The sequence below is a fragment of the Paraburkholderia sp. LEh10 genome (assembly GCF_017814945.1).
Lineage (GTDB): Bacteria > Pseudomonadota > Gammaproteobacteria > Burkholderiales > Burkholderiaceae > Paraburkholderia.
In genome coordinates, this window is record NZ_JAGIPX010000112.1 from 1 (window position 1) to 16,564 (window position 16,564).

Annotated in this window: 17 protein-coding genes; 3 read left to right on the forward strand and 14 right to left on the reverse strand. The window is 64.3% G+C overall.

Annotated elements, in window-relative coordinates; translation table 11 throughout:
- Positions 1-201: 201 nt before the first annotated feature.
- The 10 genes from J8I87_RS41295 to J8I87_RS41340 form a co-directional block, all read right to left on the reverse strand.
- Positions 202-951, reverse strand: coding sequence for a flagellar brake protein (locus tag J8I87_RS41295; protein WP_209938271.1), 750 nt, complete (start codon positions 949-951; stop codon positions 202-204).
- A 425-nt stretch (positions 952-1,376) separates the two neighbouring features.
- On the reverse strand, positions 1,377-2,309 hold the full coding sequence (flgJ, locus tag J8I87_RS41300) for a flagellar assembly peptidoglycan hydrolase FlgJ (protein WP_209938272.1): 933 nt from the start codon (positions 2,307-2,309) through the stop codon (positions 1,377-1,379).
- A gap of 12 nt (positions 2,310-2,321) precedes the next feature.
- Positions 2,322-3,512, reverse strand: coding sequence for a flagellar basal body P-ring protein FlgI (locus tag J8I87_RS41305; protein WP_245254553.1), 1,191 nt, complete (start codon positions 3,510-3,512; stop codon positions 2,322-2,324).
- Positions 3,513-3,514: 2 nt separating this feature from the next.
- On the reverse strand, positions 3,515-4,225 hold the full coding sequence (flgH, locus tag J8I87_RS41310) for a flagellar basal body L-ring protein FlgH (protein ID WP_209938273.1): 711 nt from the start codon (positions 4,223-4,225) through the stop codon (positions 3,515-3,517).
- 37 nt (positions 4,226-4,262) lie between these two features.
- Positions 4,263-5,051 (reverse strand): flagellar basal-body rod protein FlgG, encoded by a 789-nt coding sequence (flgG, locus tag J8I87_RS41315; protein ID WP_209938274.1) that lies wholly within the window; start codon positions 5,049-5,051, stop codon positions 4,263-4,265.
- A 105-nt stretch (positions 5,052-5,156) separates the two neighbouring features.
- The gene (flgF, locus tag J8I87_RS41320) at positions 5,157-5,915 is read right to left on the reverse strand and encodes a flagellar basal-body rod protein FlgF (protein WP_209938275.1); all 759 of its coding nucleotides are present in this window, start codon (positions 5,913-5,915) and stop codon (positions 5,157-5,159) included.
- Between the two features lie 21 nt (positions 5,916-5,936).
- A complete protein-coding gene (locus J8I87_RS41325) occupies positions 5,937-7,442 on the reverse strand; it encodes a flagellar hook protein FlgE (RefSeq protein ID WP_209938276.1) in 1,506 nt (501 codons plus the stop codon).
- Between the two features lie 33 nt (positions 7,443-7,475).
- Complete coding sequence (locus J8I87_RS41330; protein ID WP_209938277.1) at positions 7,476-8,183, reverse strand: flagellar hook assembly protein FlgD; 708 nt, start codon at positions 8,181-8,183, stop codon at positions 7,476-7,478.
- 11 nt (positions 8,184-8,194) lie between these two features.
- A complete protein-coding gene (gene flgC, locus J8I87_RS41335) occupies positions 8,195-8,620 on the reverse strand; it encodes a flagellar basal body rod protein FlgC (RefSeq protein ID WP_209938278.1) in 426 nt (141 codons plus the stop codon).
- A gap of 109 nt (positions 8,621-8,729) precedes the next feature.
- Positions 8,730-9,221 carry a flagellar basal body rod protein FlgB gene (locus J8I87_RS41340; RefSeq protein ID WP_209938280.1) on the reverse strand — a complete coding sequence of 164 codons (492 nt, stop codon included), beginning with the start codon at positions 9,219-9,221 and terminating at the stop codon, positions 8,730-8,732.
- A 236-nt stretch (positions 9,222-9,457) separates the two neighbouring features.
- Here J8I87_RS41340 and flgA point away from each other — a divergent pair, with 236 nt between their 5' ends.
- The 3 genes from flgA (at position 9,458) to J8I87_RS41355 (ending at position 11,812) form a co-directional block, all read left to right on the forward strand.
- Positions 9,458-10,813 carry a flagellar basal body P-ring formation chaperone FlgA gene (gene flgA, locus J8I87_RS41345; protein ID WP_209938282.1) on the forward strand — a complete coding sequence of 452 codons (1,356 nt, stop codon included), beginning with the start codon at positions 9,458-9,460 and terminating at the stop codon, positions 10,811-10,813.
- Between the two features lie 108 nt (positions 10,814-10,921).
- Complete coding sequence (gene flgM / locus J8I87_RS41350) at positions 10,922-11,263, forward strand: flagellar biosynthesis anti-sigma factor FlgM (protein ID WP_209938284.1); 342 nt, start codon at positions 10,922-10,924, stop codon at positions 11,261-11,263.
- 99 nt (positions 11,264-11,362) lie between these two features.
- Positions 11,363-11,812 carry a flagella synthesis protein FlgN gene (locus J8I87_RS41355; RefSeq protein WP_209938285.1) on the forward strand — a complete coding sequence of 150 codons (450 nt, stop codon included), beginning with the start codon at positions 11,363-11,365 and terminating at the stop codon, positions 11,810-11,812.
- Positions 11,813-12,684: 872 nt separating this feature from the next.
- Here J8I87_RS41355 and J8I87_RS41360 read toward each other — a convergent pair.
- The 4 genes from J8I87_RS41360 to J8I87_RS41375 form a co-directional block, all read right to left on the reverse strand.
- Positions 12,685-13,416 carry an RNA polymerase sigma factor FliA gene (locus tag J8I87_RS41360; RefSeq protein ID WP_209938286.1) on the reverse strand — a complete coding sequence of 244 codons (732 nt, stop codon included), beginning with the start codon at positions 13,414-13,416 and terminating at the stop codon, positions 12,685-12,687.
- A 25-nt stretch (positions 13,417-13,441) separates the two neighbouring features.
- Positions 13,442-14,311 carry an AAA family ATPase gene (locus J8I87_RS41365; protein WP_209938287.1) on the reverse strand — a complete coding sequence of 290 codons (870 nt, stop codon included), beginning with the start codon at positions 14,309-14,311 and terminating at the stop codon, positions 13,442-13,444.
- Complete coding sequence (flhF, locus tag J8I87_RS41370; RefSeq protein ID WP_209938288.1) at positions 14,304-16,211, reverse strand: flagellar biosynthesis protein FlhF; 1,908 nt, start codon at positions 16,209-16,211, stop codon at positions 14,304-14,306. The genes J8I87_RS41365 and flhF overlap by 8 nt, the downstream gene beginning before the upstream one ends.
- Positions 16,208-16,564 (reverse strand): hypothetical protein (locus tag J8I87_RS41375; RefSeq protein WP_209938289.1); only part of this gene is annotated, 357 nt, incomplete at its 5' end. The genes flhF and J8I87_RS41375, both read right to left, overlap by 4 nt.

The following is a 16,564-nucleotide window of genomic DNA, read 5'->3' on the forward strand; positions in this document are numbered from 1 at the left end:
CTCGGGGTGAGCCGCTTTCTTTGCTTACTTTCTTTGCGGCGGCAAAGAAAGTAAGTGCCGCCCCGCACAGGGGCAACACCTGCGCCGCGAGGCGCTATCGCGGATGCCAGCGACAGCAGCAAAACAAACCTCCTAGCGGCTGCAAGCAAAAGCAAAACCAAAAGCAAAACCAAAACCAAAACCAAAAGCCAAACAGAAAAACTAGGCCCTCGCCAGCGAACGCCGCTTCATCTCAAGCTGCGTAATGAGCCGCTGCAATGTATTTTCCGCATTACCCGGCAACGACAGGAACCGGAAACCCAGCGTATAACGCTGCGAACCATTAGGCAGAGAAACCGCCCGGTTCGACATCAGTTCCAGATCAAGTTGCAGTGTGCCGAGCGAACCCAGCGACACTTCCGTATCAAGCAGCTGCACGCCATGTTCGAGCGTCGAGACACGGTCGTCGCTCGTGCGCATCGCGATACCGCCGAGCGACAGATCCTGCACCTCAAAGCGAAAACCCTCGCCGCCCGGCAGGCGGCCCCGGCAGATGTACGGATCGAGCAACGGCGCATCGACGCGGAAGTACTCGCGGCGCTGCACGTAGTACAACACTTCGGGGAAGTCGGCTTCGAACGACGGACGGCCTTCAAAGGTCGTTTCGCGCGGCGTCCGTGAGACGAAGTGAACCCGCACGCCATCGGGCGTCGCGTGGAAGTGGCCTTCAGGCGAAGACAGCAGGCCGCGGTTCTGCTCCGCCAGCGCGCCCCAATCGAACGTGAAAGTGCGCTCGCGCACGTCCACTTCGAGGATCTTCGTCACCAGCTGGCCGCCCTTGTACTGCACGGTCAGAAAATCGCCGCGATTGAGCAGGTTGCGCAACTGCACGCCGATCTCAAGCGGGTTGCGACGGCCAAAGTCAACGCCTTCGTTGTCGCCGTCGTCACCATTCGACTGGGTGGTATTCATGGCCTTGCCAATTTCTCTTCGTTCTTGCGGGCGCGTCGCGCGAACGCCGCTGGCTGGATCTCAGCCGCTCGGCGAGGGACGCGAGACGCGCGTTGGACCGGATTTCATGCAGCTTTCCGGTGTCGGGTCTGACTGTTTAGCGGCAGCACCGGATCAAAGTTTAGACCGGTTTAACGAAATATTTTTCGCAAACGTTTGACACCGCAACGAAGAAAGGATACGCGAAGTCGCGCGCAACGCACAAAAGCGGAGAAAGCGAAGAAGCGGCTCGAGCCGAACGCCGAAGCAGTCGTCCCGTCCGGTTTGGCGACATGGCCCTGTCGCCGGCATGATGGGTTCGCGATTTTTGCCTGCATGGCGCGAGGCGCGGCACAGCGACTCGCGTCGAACGGGAACGCGGCACGAGCCGCGTCCGCGCAACGGCGTCATACCATCTTCTGCATGATGGAAATCAGCTTCTTCGCGTAGTGCGGATCGGTCGCGTAGCCCGCGCGCTGCATGCCATGCGCAAAGCCGTTCGCGTCGCGCGACGAGTTGATCACCTGCGCGTAGCGCGGGTTCGACTTGAGGAAGCTGGCGTAATCCGTCATCGCTTCCTCATACGAGTCGTACGCACGGAATTTCTCGACCACGCGCTGCGGGCGTCCGTTGATGTACTCGGTCGTGACGGTCGCGACCGTCTTGCCGCTCCAGCCGTCCGTGGCCTTGATGCCGAAAATGTTGTGGCTCGACGTGCCGTCCGACTTCTTGATCTCGCGCTTGCCCCAGCCCGATTCGAGCGCGGCCTGGCCGATGATGAAGCGCGCCGGAATGCCCGTCGCCGCGCTCGCCGCCTGCGCGGGCGCCGCGAGCTTGTCGACGAATGCGTCGACCTTGTCCGACGAGCCGTCGCCGCGCACGGCCGGCGTGAGCGCGCTGTTCGCCGTATAGCCGCGGCCCATCTTCAGCGCGCCGTTGTTCGCCGGGTTCGCATACGCTTTCGCGAGTGCATTCATCGCAGCATTGTTGCCCGCGTTCGAATCGTCGGCTGACATGCCGGAGTTGCGCATCAACTGCTTGAGCATCGCGTCGGCGACGCCGATGCCCTTCGACGACATTTGCTGCGCGAGCTGCTGGTCCATCATCGACGTGAAGGTTGCCGAGTCGTGCGAATCGAACGGACCGTCGGACGGCGTCGCGTCGCGCATGCTCTTCAACATCATCTGCGTGAAGACGGCATCGAACTGCTTGGCCGCCGACTTCATCGCTTCGCGCGGATTCGCGTTCGCCTGCGCGCGCATCGCGTCGAAGCCCTGCACGTCGAGCGCGAAGCGGCCCGTCAGGTCGTTCGCTGCGTTGCGTGTCGTGTCGGAGTTCATGCTTGTTGTTCCTTAGATGATCTCGAGGTCGGCGCGCAACGCGCCTGCTGCCTTCATGGCCTGGAGGATCGACATCAGATCCGCGGGCGTCGCGCCGAGCGCGTTGAGCGCCTTCACGACTTCCGCGAGATTCGCGCCCGCCGTGACCATCTTCAGCGCGCCGTTATCCTGCTTCAGCGCGATCTGCGACTGCTGCGCGACCACCGTCTGACCATTCGAGAACGCGCCCGGCTGGCTCACCACCGGCTGCGTGTTGACGATCACGGAGAGATTGCCGTGCGCAACGGCGCAAGTCTGCAGCGTGACCATCTGGTTCATCACGATCGAACCCGTGCGCGCGTTCAGGATCACCTTCGCGGCCGCCTGCGCGGGCTTCACGTCGAGGCTCTGCAACTGCGCCATGAACTGCACCTGCTGCGCGGGATCGGCGGGCGCGCGCAACTGGATCGTGCGGCCGTCGAGCGCGACGGCCGTGCCGGAGCCGAACGCGTTGTTGATCGCCGACGTCACGCGCTGCGTCGTGTCGTAGTCCATGTCGTTCAGTTCGAGCTGCATCGTGCCCGCCTGCGAGATCGTCGTCGGCACCGAGCGCTCGACGATCGCGCCCCCCGCGATGCGGCCCGACGCAAGCTGGTTCACCTGCACCTTGCTGCCGTTCGCGCTCGCACCTGCGCCGCCGACGGCCATGTTGCCCTGGGCGAGCGCATACACCTGGCCGTCCGCGCCCTTCAGCGGCGTGAGCAGCAGCGTGCCGCCACGCAGACTCTTCGCGTTGCCGAGAGACGACACCGTGACGTCGATCGCCTCGCCGGGACGCGCGAACGCGGGCAGCGACGCCGTCACCATCACGGCCGCGACGTTCTTCAACTGCATGCTGGACAGCGCGTTCGAGCTCGAGCTGTTCGAGCCCGCCTGCTGGTTGTTGATCGAGATGCCGAGGTTCGCGAGCATGTTCGCGAGCGTCTGCGTCGTGAACGGCGTCTGCATCGTCTGGTCGCCCGTGCCGTCGAGACCCACGACGAGGCCATAGCCGATCAGCGGGTTGTCGCGCACGCCCTGGATCTGCGCGAGATCCTTCAGCCGCTCGGCATGTGCGACGGGCGCCGTGACGGGAAGCGCGGCGCACGCGAGCGCGAGCACCGCGAAAGCGCGCGCAGCGAAGCTGTAGAAGGAGCCGAAGCGGCCAACGGAAACGGTACGCATGATCACCACGGCGCGACGTTGAGGAAGAAGCGTTGCAGCCAGCCCATGTTCTGCGCTTCGTCGATGTAGCCCTTCGCCGAGTATTCGATCTTCGCGTCCGCGACCTGGGTCGAGTAGACGGCGTTCAGGCCGTTGATCGTGTTCGGGTTGACGACGCCCGAGAAGCGCACGAACTCGTTGCCCTGATTGATCAGCATCTGCTTTTCGCCGCTCACGATGAGATTGCCGTTCGGCAGCACGTTCGTCACGGTGACGGTGATCGTGCCGTTGAACGTGTTCGACGCATTCGCGCCGCCCGCCGCCTTGAACGTGTTGTCGCCGCTCGCGTCGAGGTTGACCTTGCCGAAGAAGCCGCTGAGAAAGCCGGCCGTCGGCACGCCGAACTTGGTCGTGCCGTCGCGGTTCGCATTCGCGCCCGACGACTTCGTCGCGTTGATGTTTTCAGCGATGACGATGGTCAGGATATCGCCGACATTGCGCGGCCGCTGGTCTTCGAACAGCGGACGGCCTGCGTACCCCGGGTTGTAGATCGAGCCGGGCGTTTGCAACGACGGCGGCGTCGGCGGCAGCGCCGTCATCGGTTGCTGGGTGATCGGCTGCTTCGGCACGAGCCCGCAGCCGCCGAGCGCGGCCGCGAGCGCACCGGCGCATGCGAGCATCGAGACTGCTCGCGCGCTGCGCAGATGGACCTGGGTACGGGTGAAGTGCGACATCTTGGTTACCGCCTAATTGTTTCGACTGTCAGCCTGCTCAAACGGGCATCTGGCTGAGCGTCTGCAGCATCTGGTCGGAGGTCGTCACGGCCTTGCTGTTGATTTCATATGCGCGCTGGGTCTGGATCATGTTCACCAGTTCCTGCACGACGTTCACGTTCGACGCTTCGACGTAACCCTGATTCAGCGTGCCCGCGCCGTTCTGGCCCGGCGTCGTGACGTTCGGCGCGCCCGACGACGAGGTTTCCGCGAACAGGTTTTCGCCCTTTGCATCGAGGCCGGCCGGATTGATGAAGGTCACCACTTGCATCGCGCCGATCTGCTGGGTCGTGCTGGAGCCCGCCGTGGTGATCGACACGGCGCCGTCGCTGCCGATCGTCAGCGACGTCGCATTCTGCGGAATCGTGATGGCGGGCAGCACCTGATAGCCGCTCGACGTGACGAGCTGACCCTGCGCGTTGGTCTGGAACGAGCCGTCGCGGGTGTACGCGTTCGTGCCGTCCGGCATCAGCACCTGGAAGAAGCCCTGGCCGTTGATCGCGACGTCCTTCGAGTTGCCCGTCTGCTGCAGGTTGCCCTGCGTGTAGAGACGCTCCGTCGCAACCTGCTGCACGCCCGTGCCGAGCTGGATGCCCGAAGGCAGCTCTGTCTGTTGCGTCGAGTTCGCGCCCGGCTGGCGGATCGTCTGATACAGCAGGTCTTCGAACACGGCGCGCGAGCCCTTGAAGCCGTTCGTGCTGACGTTCGCGAGGTTGTTCGAAATCGTGTCCATCTGCGCCTGCTGCGCGTTCATGCCCGTGGCGGCGATATAGAGTGAGCGGTTCACTTGTTTTCTCTCCTGATGACGGGAGCTTGCGTTTGGCGCTTACTCCCGTCTGATGCAAGATGGTTGCTGGACGCTGCGTCGTGCGTTCCGTTGAATCTGTGTCGACTAGCTGAAGTCGAGCAGCTTGTTGGCCGACTGTTCGTTCTGGTCGGCGGACTCGATCATCTTGGTCTGCATCTGGAACTGACGCGCGTTGGTGATCATCGAGACCATCGCCGCCACCGGGTTCACGTTGCTGCCTTCGAGCGAGCCTGCCGCGACGACCACGTTCGGATCGGCATCGGCCGGGTCGCCGTCGCCCGTGCGAAACAGGCCGTCGTCGCCACGCCTGAGCGTCGAAGGGTCGGGATTCACCAGCTTCAGCTGATCGACGATCGCAATCGACGTCGGCGGATCGCCGGGGATCAGCGCCGACACCGTGCCGTCGCGGCCGATCGTCACCTGTGCGCCGGGCGGCACCGACAGCGGACCGCCGCCGCCGACGACGGGCATGTTGCTCGCCGTCACCAGCTGGCCGTTTTCATCGACGTGCAGATTGCCCGCCCGCGTGTACGCTTCGGAGCCGTCGGGCGTGAGCACCGACAGCCAGCCCGGTCCCTGGACCGCGACGTCGAGGGGACTGCCCGTCTGCTGGATCGGGCCGGGCGTGTAGTCCGCGCCCGGCGTCGACGACAGCACGAAAGTGCGCGTGGTGTCGTCGTTGATCGTGCTGCCGTCGCCGAACGCCATCGGCACGGCACGAAACGTCGCGAGCTGGGCGCGAAAGCCCGTCGTAGACGCGTTCGCGAGGTTGTTCGCGACCACGGCCTGTTGCTCGAGCGCCTGGGTCGCGCCCGTCATCGCGGTGTAGATGAGCCGGTCCATGATGGTGTCGGTGCGTCAGCGTTACAGGTTGATGAGGGTCTGGTCGACGGCCTGCTGGGTCTTGATCGTCTGCGCGTTCGCCTGGTAATCGCGCTGCGCGGTGATCAGGTTCACCAGTTCGCTCGTCAGGTCGACGTTCGAGTTCTCCGTCGCGCCGCCCTGCAGCGAGCCGTGGTTCGTCGACCCCGGCGTGCCGATCACGGCGACGCCCGAAGCGGCCGTTGCCTGGAACTGGTTGTTGCCGAGGTTGATCAGGCCGTTCTGGTTCGCGAAGGTCGCGAGCGCCACCTGGCCGAGCGCCGCGGTCTGGCCGTTCGTGTAGTTGCCCGTGATCGTGCCATCGGTGCCAATAGTGAAGTTGGTCAGCTGGCCGGCTGCGAAGCCATCCTGCGTCAGCGATGTCGTGCTGTCCTTGCTGCCGTACTGCGTCGTGCCGCTGATGTCCAGCGTGAGACTCTGCGGCGTGGCAGAGCCGTCGGTGTTCGGAATCGTGAAGTTAAACGCGCCCGGCGTAGCGGTTGGCGCGCCAAACTGGTCGGTCGTGCCCTGCAAGAGGCCTGATGTGCTGAAATTCGCCGTGCCGACCTTGGTGGCGGCGCCCGTCGACACGCCCGCGTACACATCCCACGTGTTGGAGGCCGTCTTCACAAAATACATATTGACCTGCTCCTGCCCACCCAGGCTGTCGTACACGGGAACGGAAGTCGGGTAGCTGTAGGTCAAATTGTTGTTCTGATTGAAGGCGGGCGGGTTGGGCGTGACAGTGACCGTATCTCCCGCCGCTGCGGCGCCCGTCAGCGTGACCGTTTCGCCGTTGCCCAGCGTGATCGGAGAGCCGGCTGTATAGGGCACGTTCGTCTGACTGGGAACCGCCGCACCGTTGATGTACAAATCGAACGTGCCAGCGCCAGTGAACTGGAGCTGGTAGGTGTCCGTGTTGGTGCCAGCAGCACCGTTGGTAATGAGCGCCCCGCTGCTCACAAGTCCCGGTGAGACGACGGCCACGTTCGGCGTGCCCAGGACCAGCTTGTCCTGTGCATTCAGGTTCAGGCTAGCCGTGATGTTCTTCGTCGCGATCGGCGCAATGTTCGCCGTCGGAACCTGCAGCGGCACCGTGGTCGCCGAATTGATGATGCCGTTCGCGTTGGCCGCGTAGCCCATCAGCTTCAGGCCGTCGGCGTTGACGATGTAGCCGTTCTTGTCGAGCTGGAACACACCGTTGCGCGAGTACGTCAGCGAGCCGTTGTTCGACATCTGGAAGAAGCCGTTGCCATTGATCGCGGTGTGCAGCGCGATGTCATCGGTCGAGATCGTGCCTTGCGAGAAGTTCTGCTCGACTTCCGACATGCGCGTGCCGATGCCGATCTGGTTGTTGACGGCGGTGGCGACCGAGTTCGCGTACATGTCGGCGAACTGCGCCGCACCCTGCTTGAAGCCGACGGTGTTCGCGTTCGCGATGTTGTTGCCGATGACGTCGAGGTCGCTCGATGCGCCTGCCAGTCCGCTCAATCCTTGCTGGTAACCCATGACGGTCTCCGTATCTGGTGATGCTGAATGCGATTAGATGATGGCGGCGATCGTCGACAGGCCGACCGTCTTGCCGTTCGAGAGGACGAGGCCCGGCGTGCCGTCGGACTGCTTGATGATCCCTTGCACCACGGCCGCCGACAGCGTGGCCGGGGTGCCCGTGCCGCTTGCCGTCGTGCTCGAGGCGGTGATCGTGTACGTGCCGTCGGGCAGCGCGTTGCCGCTCTTGTCGACGGGCGTCCAGCCCACTGGAATCGTGCCCGGCGACTGCTTGCCGAGATCGATCGTGTTGACGACCTGGCCCGACGCGTTCTTCACCGTGATCTGCACGTCCGTCGCGTCGTTCGCGAGCGTGACGCCGAAGCCCGTCGCCTTGCCCGATGCCACCGAGAAGCTGTCGCCAGGCGCGAGCACAGTCGAGCTGATGAGGTTCGCGGCCTGCGTCTGCTGGTTCGTCGTGAGCTGCGCGGCGAGCGAGGTCAGCGACGAGTTCAGCTGGCCGATGCCCGTCACCGTATTGATCTGCGCGAGCTGCGAAGTCATCTGCGAGCTGTCCATCGGGCTCGTCGGGTCCTGGTTCTTCATCTGCGCGATGAGCAGCTGCAGGAACGTGTTCTGCAGGTCGGAGCCGGAGGTCGCGCCCGACGAGCTGCGGGACGACGAGCTCGTCCCGTTCATCGTGTCGAGCAACGTCTGCGACATGGTCGCGCCGTTGTTGCCGATAGTGGTTTGGGTAGTCAAGGGATCTCTCCTCAGGTTCCGATCGTGAGCGTCTTCAGCATCAGCTGTTTCGCGGTGTTGAGCGTTTCGACGTTGGCCTGATAGGAGCGCGAAGCCGAAATCATGTTGACCATTTCCTGCACCGGGTCGACGTTGGGCATCGTCACGTAACCGTTTGCGTCGGCGGCCGGGTTGCCCGGGTCGTAAGCGGTTTTCATCGGCGTCGGGTCGTCGACGACGCCCGTCACCTGCACGCCGCCGATCTGCTGGCCCGAACCCGTGCGCGCGCCGCCGATCGGATTCACGGCGAACACGACCTGCTTCGCCTTGTACGGCTTGCCGTCCGGGCCCGTCGTGCTGTCGGCGTTCGCGAGGTTCGACGCGGTCACGTTCAGACGCTGCGACTGCGCGGACATCGCCGAGCCGGCGACGTTGAAAATGTTCATCAGGGATGGCATGGCTTTTCGACCTCTCTTGCCGGCGCACCGGCGTCTAATCCCGTAGCGTTTTTGGTTTTTAGCGTTGGTCCAGCACGCGGCCGTGCATGTCGCCGGCCGCGCGTTTTTATTAGCTGTTCGACGTGATCGCCGCCAGCATTGACTTGATCTGGCTCGACAGCACTGTCATGCCGGATTCGAAGTGCAGTGAGTTGTCGGCGAACTGCACGCGCTCGGCATCCAGATCGACGGTGTTGCCGTCGAGCGCGGGCTGCGCCGGAATCCGGTACGCAACCTTGCCGAAGTCGTCGGTCGGGCCGCCCGTCGCGATGAGGCGCGCCTTGCCCGTCATGTGGCCCGGCTCCGTCGACGTCATCGACATGCCTTGCGTCACACCCGCCGGCTGCGTCATCGCAAGCGGCGCGTTGTTCGATGCGCCCGCCGTCGAGCCGGCGCTCTTCTTCAGCGCGCCCGCAAGCGACGACGCGAAGTCGATGTCGCGAGCCTTGTAGCCCGGCGTATCGGAGTTCGCGATGTTCGACGACAGCAGTTCCTGGCGATAGGCGCGCACGTCGAGCGCCTGGCGTCCAAAGGCAAATTCGGCATCGAGTTTGTCCAGCATTGGGTTCTCCGTGGAGCGGTCCGAGGCTTCCCGCCGCCGCCCGTTCGCCCCGTTCAGGAAGAGGCGCTTCGACGACGCAAGCCGGGATGGCCTTTTGACATGTGGTGCATTGTGGGGGCGGTGCGCAAGACTTAATCGGACGAATAGCCGGGGAAGGACGCCTCTATTCACCGTTTGCACGAGAGGCGCGATCTCTAGAATGCGATTCGTGCCGATGTATCCGATGGAGAACGACCATGTCCTTGCCCGCTGCCACCGCTTCGCGCCTCACCCGCCGTCAGGGTGCGCGCGCTGTCCGGACGCTGTCGGCGATGGCGCTGGTCGGCGCATGCGCCGCCGCATCCTTCGCGCACGCGCAGGAAAATGGCGCGCCCAGCGGCGGACCGATCGTGATCGCCGGTCCCGGCGAGAAGAACCCAGCCGAGTTGCAGGCGATGGCCGAGCGCATGAAAGCGTCCTCGACCCCTGCCGCGCCGCGTGCCGTTGCGTCCGTTCCCGCCGTTGCGGCTGCGCCTGCCGTTGCGCCCATTCCGGCCGTTGCGGCTGCGCCTGCCGCTGCGCCCGTAGCGCCCGGCTGGAACCGCAACGACACCGATCGCTTCGCGCAAGCCGCACGCGCGGATGGCGCGATCGTCATTCCCGGCGCCGGTGAAGCCGTCGCGGCGCAACGCACGGCGAGCGCGCCCGTTAATCCGTCGGCGAGCACGCCGGGCATGATGCGCGTGAGCCTGCAACCGGCCACGCGCCCGGTGCTTCCCGTGGTGGTCACCCCCGCTCAAGCCGCAACACGCCCGATGGCGGGCGTTCAGCCGATCGCCGTGAATCCTCCTGCTGGCAACGCGGCATCGAATTCCCCGGTAGCGCAGTTGCGCGCCGCCACCGCGCGCACGAACTCGACTGCGTCCGCGCCGGTCACGGCCGCGGCCCAAGGCCAGACTCCCGCGCAAGCCGGCGCGCTCGTGCCCGCCGGGCAACAGGACGGCGAATCAATTCGCCGTGCCGCGCTCGCGTATCTGCAGCAGCAATCGGCGGGCTTGCCGGGCAAGGTCGACATTAGCGTCGCGACGGTCTTTCCGCGCGGTCTCGCAGCGTGCACGACGCTCGAGCCGTTCATGCCGACGGGCGCGCGCCTGTGGGGCCGCACGACAGTCGGCGTGCGCTGCGCGGGCGAGCGCCCGTGGACGCTCTACATACAGGCGAAGGTTTCGGTTCAGGCGACCTATTTCCTCGCCGCGCGCGCGATCGCGCCGGGCGAACTGCTGTCGGCAGCCGATCTCGTTGCCCGCGACGGCGATCTGACGGTGCTGCCGCAAGCCGTGATCACCGATCCGGCGCAGGCGGTCGGTTCGGTTGCGTTGATGCGGGTGTCGGCGGGCTTGCCGCTGCGCCGGGACATGCTGAAGAGCGCCGACTCGGTGACGATCGGCCAGACGGTCAAAGTGATTGCGCAGGGCCAAGGTTTTGCGATTTCGGCGGAAGGCAACGTGATGAACAACGCGTCGCCCGGACAGCCGGTGAAGGTGAAGACGGCGAACGGGCAGATCATCCAGGGTGTCGTCAAGGACGGCGGCACCGTCGAGATTCAGCTCTGACGCGGGGACGCTGGACGGTTACAACTTGAAAAACGTGCACGATCGACGGCGCTAAAGTTCGATATGTGATTTGCCGTTATCACATTCAAATCGTTCAGGAAGCCAATCGTGAAAGTTGATTCCACTAACCGTTCGGGTCTGCAGACATTGAAAGACGGGCTGCAGCGCACGCACCAGGGCGAGGCCGCGACGACGGATGGTGCGGGCGCGGCGGCGCAGACGGCCACGGGCGCGTCGGGCGACGCCAACGTGAATTTGTCGGGGCTGTCGACGCGACTGCACGGCCTCGCGAGCGCGGGTGCATCGGACATCGATACGGCGCATGTCGAATCGATCAAGCAGGCGATCAAGGACGGTACGTTGACGATCGACTCCGGCAAGATCGCCGATGGCGTGCTGGCGACGGCGCGCGAGCTGCTGCAACAGACGAGCCAGTCGGCCGGCAACTGATCGACGCACCGATGGACGGTGCGCCGGGTGCCCGTCGGCATTTGTGACGAATCCGGTTTCGCGCGTGGCGCGGGGCTGGTGCCTAGCGAGTTGTATCTGATGAAAGACGCCCTGCTTGCCACCGTCATCGACGAGTATTCCGCTGTGGAACTGTTCGCTTCCGTCCTCGCGGCCGAGGAAAAGGCGCTGACCACGGTGCATCCCATCGATACGCTGCCGCCCATTGTCGAGAAGAAGATGGAGCTGGTGGAGAAGCTTTCCACGCTGGAGAAGGTTCGCGATTCGCAGCTTGCACAGCTTGGTTATCCGGCCGGATGGAAGGGCATGGAAATGGCTGTCGCCAATGATTCGCGGCTTGCGACGCAGTGGTCTTTGTTGCAGAAGGCTGTTGAACGCGCCAAGCGGTTCAATACGACTAACGGCGCGTTGATTCGTACTCGCATGGAGTACAACCGGCGAGCGCTCGCCGCGCTCAACGTGGCTGTGGGGCCGGAACGCGGTGCGCTTTATGGCCCGGACGGAAGGGTTCCCGCTTTCGCGGGGATTTGAGTCAAAGGGGTTTCCCCTTTTTATCCCCTTTTTTTTGGACCGGTGCTCTTGTGTGCCGGTTTTTGCTTTTGGTTTTCGTTTTTTGGTTTTATGTTTTTTGTCTGCGACCGGTTTGTTGGATCGCTGGCATCCGCGATAGCGCCTCGCGGCGCGGGCGTTGCCCCTGTGCGGGGCGGCACTTACTTTCTTTGCCGCGGCAAAGAAAGTAAGCAAAGAAAGCCGCTCACACCGCAAATGCTGCCCCTGTCCACGGGCTCTCAACGTCCCCACACTTCGCATGGCAACGTGCTGTCCAACATTCGTCGCCAGCGCACTGAGCGGCGCCTGACCCGCTTCATGCCGCCGCGTTGCAAGCCACAACCTCGATTATCCAGCGCCCCTGTGCGGCAAACTTATGTAGGCTTTTGTGCGATCGATCAGAACATCTTCGCTGCGCGACGTCTCTGCACAGTTCGGGCGTTGCCCTGCGATGCGCGATAACCGACATAGGTTTGCCGCAGAAGGGCACTGAAATACCAGGGACGTGTAGCCGTTGTATGAGCGCACGATGTGGGTGAGGCATTCAATCAGCGCGTGGGCAACGGACGAGGTCAGCACGCTGCCATCCGAAGTGCGGGGGCGTTGAGAGCCCGTGAACAAGGGTCAAGGATTGGCGGTGTGAGCGGCTTTCTTTGCTTACTTTCTTTGCCGCGGCAAAGAAAGTAAGTGCCGCCCCGCACAGGGGCAACGCCCGCGCCGCGAGGCGCTATCGCGGATGCCAGCGAAAGTGGCAAAGCAAACTGCCAGCGAAAGTGGCAAAGCAAACTGCCAGCAAAAGTGGCAAAGCAAACTGCCAGCGTCGCAGACAAAAAAAAGCAAACCCAACTACAAATTCAGGTTTCAGCCGACGCCCAGGCCTGCTCACGCAAGCGAGTCCTCAGCCGTGCTACGGCCTGCGAATGCAACTGACAAACCCGCGACTCGCTGACCTCCATCACCGCCCCGATCTCGCGCAGGTTCAGGCCGCGCTCATAGTACAGCGACATCAGCAGCTTCTCTCGCTCCGGCAAGCGCTCGATCGCCTCGACCAACGCCCCGCGCAGCGACTCATCCAGCAACGCCGACAACGGATCGGAGTGGTCCACACAATACCGGTCGAGAAATGGCTCGTCGTCCGCCGAGCGATCGAAGTCCTCGTAGTAGATCAGCTGGCTGCCATGCAGATCCTGCAGCATCGACTGATACTCGTCGAGCGGCATCTTCAGATGATCGGCAATCTCCGTCTCGCTCGCCGAACGCCCCAGCGACTGCTCGACCTGATGCACAGCCGTCTCGACCTCGCGCGACGTGCGGCGCAAGCTGCGCGGCAGCCAGTCGTTGCTGCGCAACTCGTCGAGCATCGCGCCGCGAATCCGCTGGCTCGCGTACGTTTCGAATTGCGCGCCCTGGTCTTCCTTGTAGCGGCCCGCCGCGTCCATCAGACCGATCATGCCCGCCTGAATCAGATCGTCGAGATCGACGCTCGCCGGCATCTTCGCGACGAGCTGCAAGCCGAGACGGCGCACGAGCGGCGCGTATTTCGTCAAAACGTCGGCTTGTGAAATCTTTCCTTGAGCGTTGTACATCGTGCTCCCCTTGTCCTCGCCGCCCTCAGGCGTGCTGCGCAGACGGTTGGTCGGCGTATTGCGCCGCTGTTACGGTCGCCGGCGGCACGCTACGCGTCCGTGACGAAATCGCTGGCCGCATCGGCCAGTACTGCAGTTCGGCTGCGACATGACGGAAATCGCGCGCAGCAGGTGCCGATGGAAACGCATCGACGACACAACGCGACAACTCCACGGCTCGCGCCATCAAAGGTTCGGCTGCCACGCAGCCGGCATCTTCCAGCGACACGGCGAGATAACGCCCCGCCACGCCCGCCAGGTTTTCAAACGCGGTATGCGCGTCGGTCACGCTCTGCACGTGGTTGACGAGCACGCGGAACTGCGCGATTGCATGCCAGTAGTGCAGACGCTTCATGCACGCATACGCGTCGGTGATCGCTTGCGCCGCGACGCGCGTGACGACCATCACGTCATGCGATTGCATCGCGAGCGCCGACAGCGAGCCTTCGCGATTGAGCTGCGCGTCGATCAGCACGACATCGGCCGGCCCGCTCAGCACGGCGCCCATCTGCTCCCGGGTGCAGCTTTCGCGATTGCCACGCGATGCGGCGAGTACGGCAAAACCCAGCGCATGACGCCCCGCTGCTTGTTCGAGCGTCATCTCGCCGCGTATCACGGCGGAGAAATTACCCGCGCTGCGCACGCCGCCGAGCGTCGCGCTCACCGACCGCTCGCCCAGGCATTCGTCGATGACGAGCACATCCTTGCCCTGCTCGGCGAGCGCCGCGGCGAGATTCACGACCGTCGTCGTCGCGCCCGCGCCATGCGAGCCGCCCGCGACAGCCACGACCCGCGAGCCGCTGCGCGCGAGCAGACGCCGCAGTCCTTCAGCCTGGTCCAGCACAAACTTATCCAAAGCGAACCTCGTGCAGATCGGCGGTCGAGCGGGCCGACAGGGCAGAGAGCAGCGCCGGCACATCTTCTTCTTGCGGAACGAACGGCGAGTTGTCGCGCGGAATGCAGAAGGCGCTCTTGATCAGAAATTTCTTCGTCCCGACGTACAGGTTCTCGGGCACCTTCTGCCCCGTCGATACGTAGTGCACGGGCAGCTTGTAGCGGATCACGGTGTCGAGCACGCAGCCGAGATTCGTCGCTTCGTCGAGCTTGGTCAGGATGCAGCCCGCGAGCGGCTGCTGGTCCGGCGCGTTCTGGTAGGCCTGCACGACTTCGTTCAGCGTGTCGCCGTGGCTCGTCGCGTTCAGCAGCAGCAGACGCTGCACCGGCTGACCCGCGCGGCACAGCATCGCGATCTGGTCGGAGACGAGCCGGTCGCGCTGGCTCATGCCGATCGTGTCGATCAGCACGATATGTTTGTTGCGCAGTTCGGAGAGCGCGAGTTGCAGGTCGGCGCTGTCCTTCACGGCGTGCACCGATACGCCCAGGATCTTGCCGAAGATGCGCAGTTGCTCATGGCCGCCGATCCGGTAGCTATCGGTGGTGAGCAGCGCGACCTTGCTCGCGCCGAAGCGCATCACGCAGCGCGCGGCGAGCTTGGCCGTCGTCGTGGTTTTGCCGACGCCCGTCGGCCCCATCAGTGCGAACACGCCGCCGCGCTCCATCAGCGCGTCTTCGTTCTCCATCACGGGCACGTTCGATTCGAGCACCGACCGCACCCACTCCATGCCTTCGTCCATGTTCTCGACGTCCGGCAGGTTGTCGGTCACCATCTTCACGAGTTGTGCCGAGAAGCCGGCGGCGAACAGGTGCCGCGTCAGCGCGGCGTGCGTCGGGCTGCGGCGCTGGCGGTCGGCCCACAGGAGGCCCGCAAACTGCTCTTCCATCATGCCGCGCATCGAGCTCAGCTCGTTCATCACGGTCTCGTTGACCATCTGCTCGATACGCGACTGGATCGATTCCGTCAGCGCGGCCGCCGTCTTCGGCGTCATGTCGATTGCGGCCTTGCGCGCGTCACTGGCGGTGCCGATATCGCCTGCGACTTCCGCTGTGTACGGCGCGCTGTTCTTCTGCGCGGCGCGGCGTGCGGCGAGCTGTGCCGCTTCGCGCGCCCAGTCGGGCTTCGCGCTTTCGTTGACGGCGCTCTCGCGCGGATCGACGGGTGCGCCCATGCCGCGCGCCACCGCGGCGGCGGGCGTCATTGCCGGATTGGCTGCGTGTACCACGTCCTTGGCCGCGATGCGGCGAGCGTGATCGATCAGCCAGGGATTCGTTTCGCCCATCGTGCGGGGACGGCCAGGCGCTTCGGGCATAGCGGGCGCTGCGTGTGCCTGCTTGATGGTTGCGGCGGGCGCAGCGGTGGATTCGCTGCGTGCTTCGTTGCGTGCTTCCGCGCGCAGCTCGACGCGCACGTCGTCGGTTGCGCGCGCGACATTCTTTGCGGCCGTCGACCGGTTAGCGGTTTCAGTGTCGGCGGCCGTGGCTGCTTGCGGCTCGGCCTTCTCTTCGCTGGCGGCGGGCATGCGCTCCGTCCCCGCCTCCGGGCTCGCGCCGAACACCGACGAGAACACGTCGGGCATTCCGCTCGCGTACGGATTGACGGCCATCGACGGCGCGGCCAGCGGGAGCGGCGCGCGCGCAGCGCCTGCCGGGTTCAAGCCCGCGCCGGCGTTGGCGGCTGCGCCGCCTTCCGGACTGCGGGGCGCGATTGCGCTGAGATCGCTGTCGGCGACGGCGACGATTTCGACGGTGCCGTCGTCGTTGGTACGGTTCGACAGCACGACTGCATCGGAGCCCAATGCCTCGCGGACGAGACGCAGCGCATCACGACTCGTTGCACCGACAAATTTACGAATGTTCAAGCTGGTTCTCCGATGAGCAGCGCGGACCGGCAACATACCGTTTCCCGATGAGATGAATTATTGCGAAAGAGATCCAGTTGCCATCGGGCAATAAGGGCGGTGAAACGCTGGCAATTCAGGAGTTTGGAATTGGGTTTCGGTTTGGTTTTGCCTTTGCTTTTGCTTTTGCTTGCAGCCGCTATGAGGTTTGTTTTGCCGCTGTCGCTGGCATCCGCGATGCCCTTTGCCTTGCCGCTGTCGATGGCATCCGCGAATGCGGTTGGTTTTTTGCTGCTTTCGCTGGCATCCGCGATGCGCCTCGCGGCGCGGGCGTTGCCCCTGTGCGGGGCGGCACTTACTTTCTTTGCCGCCGC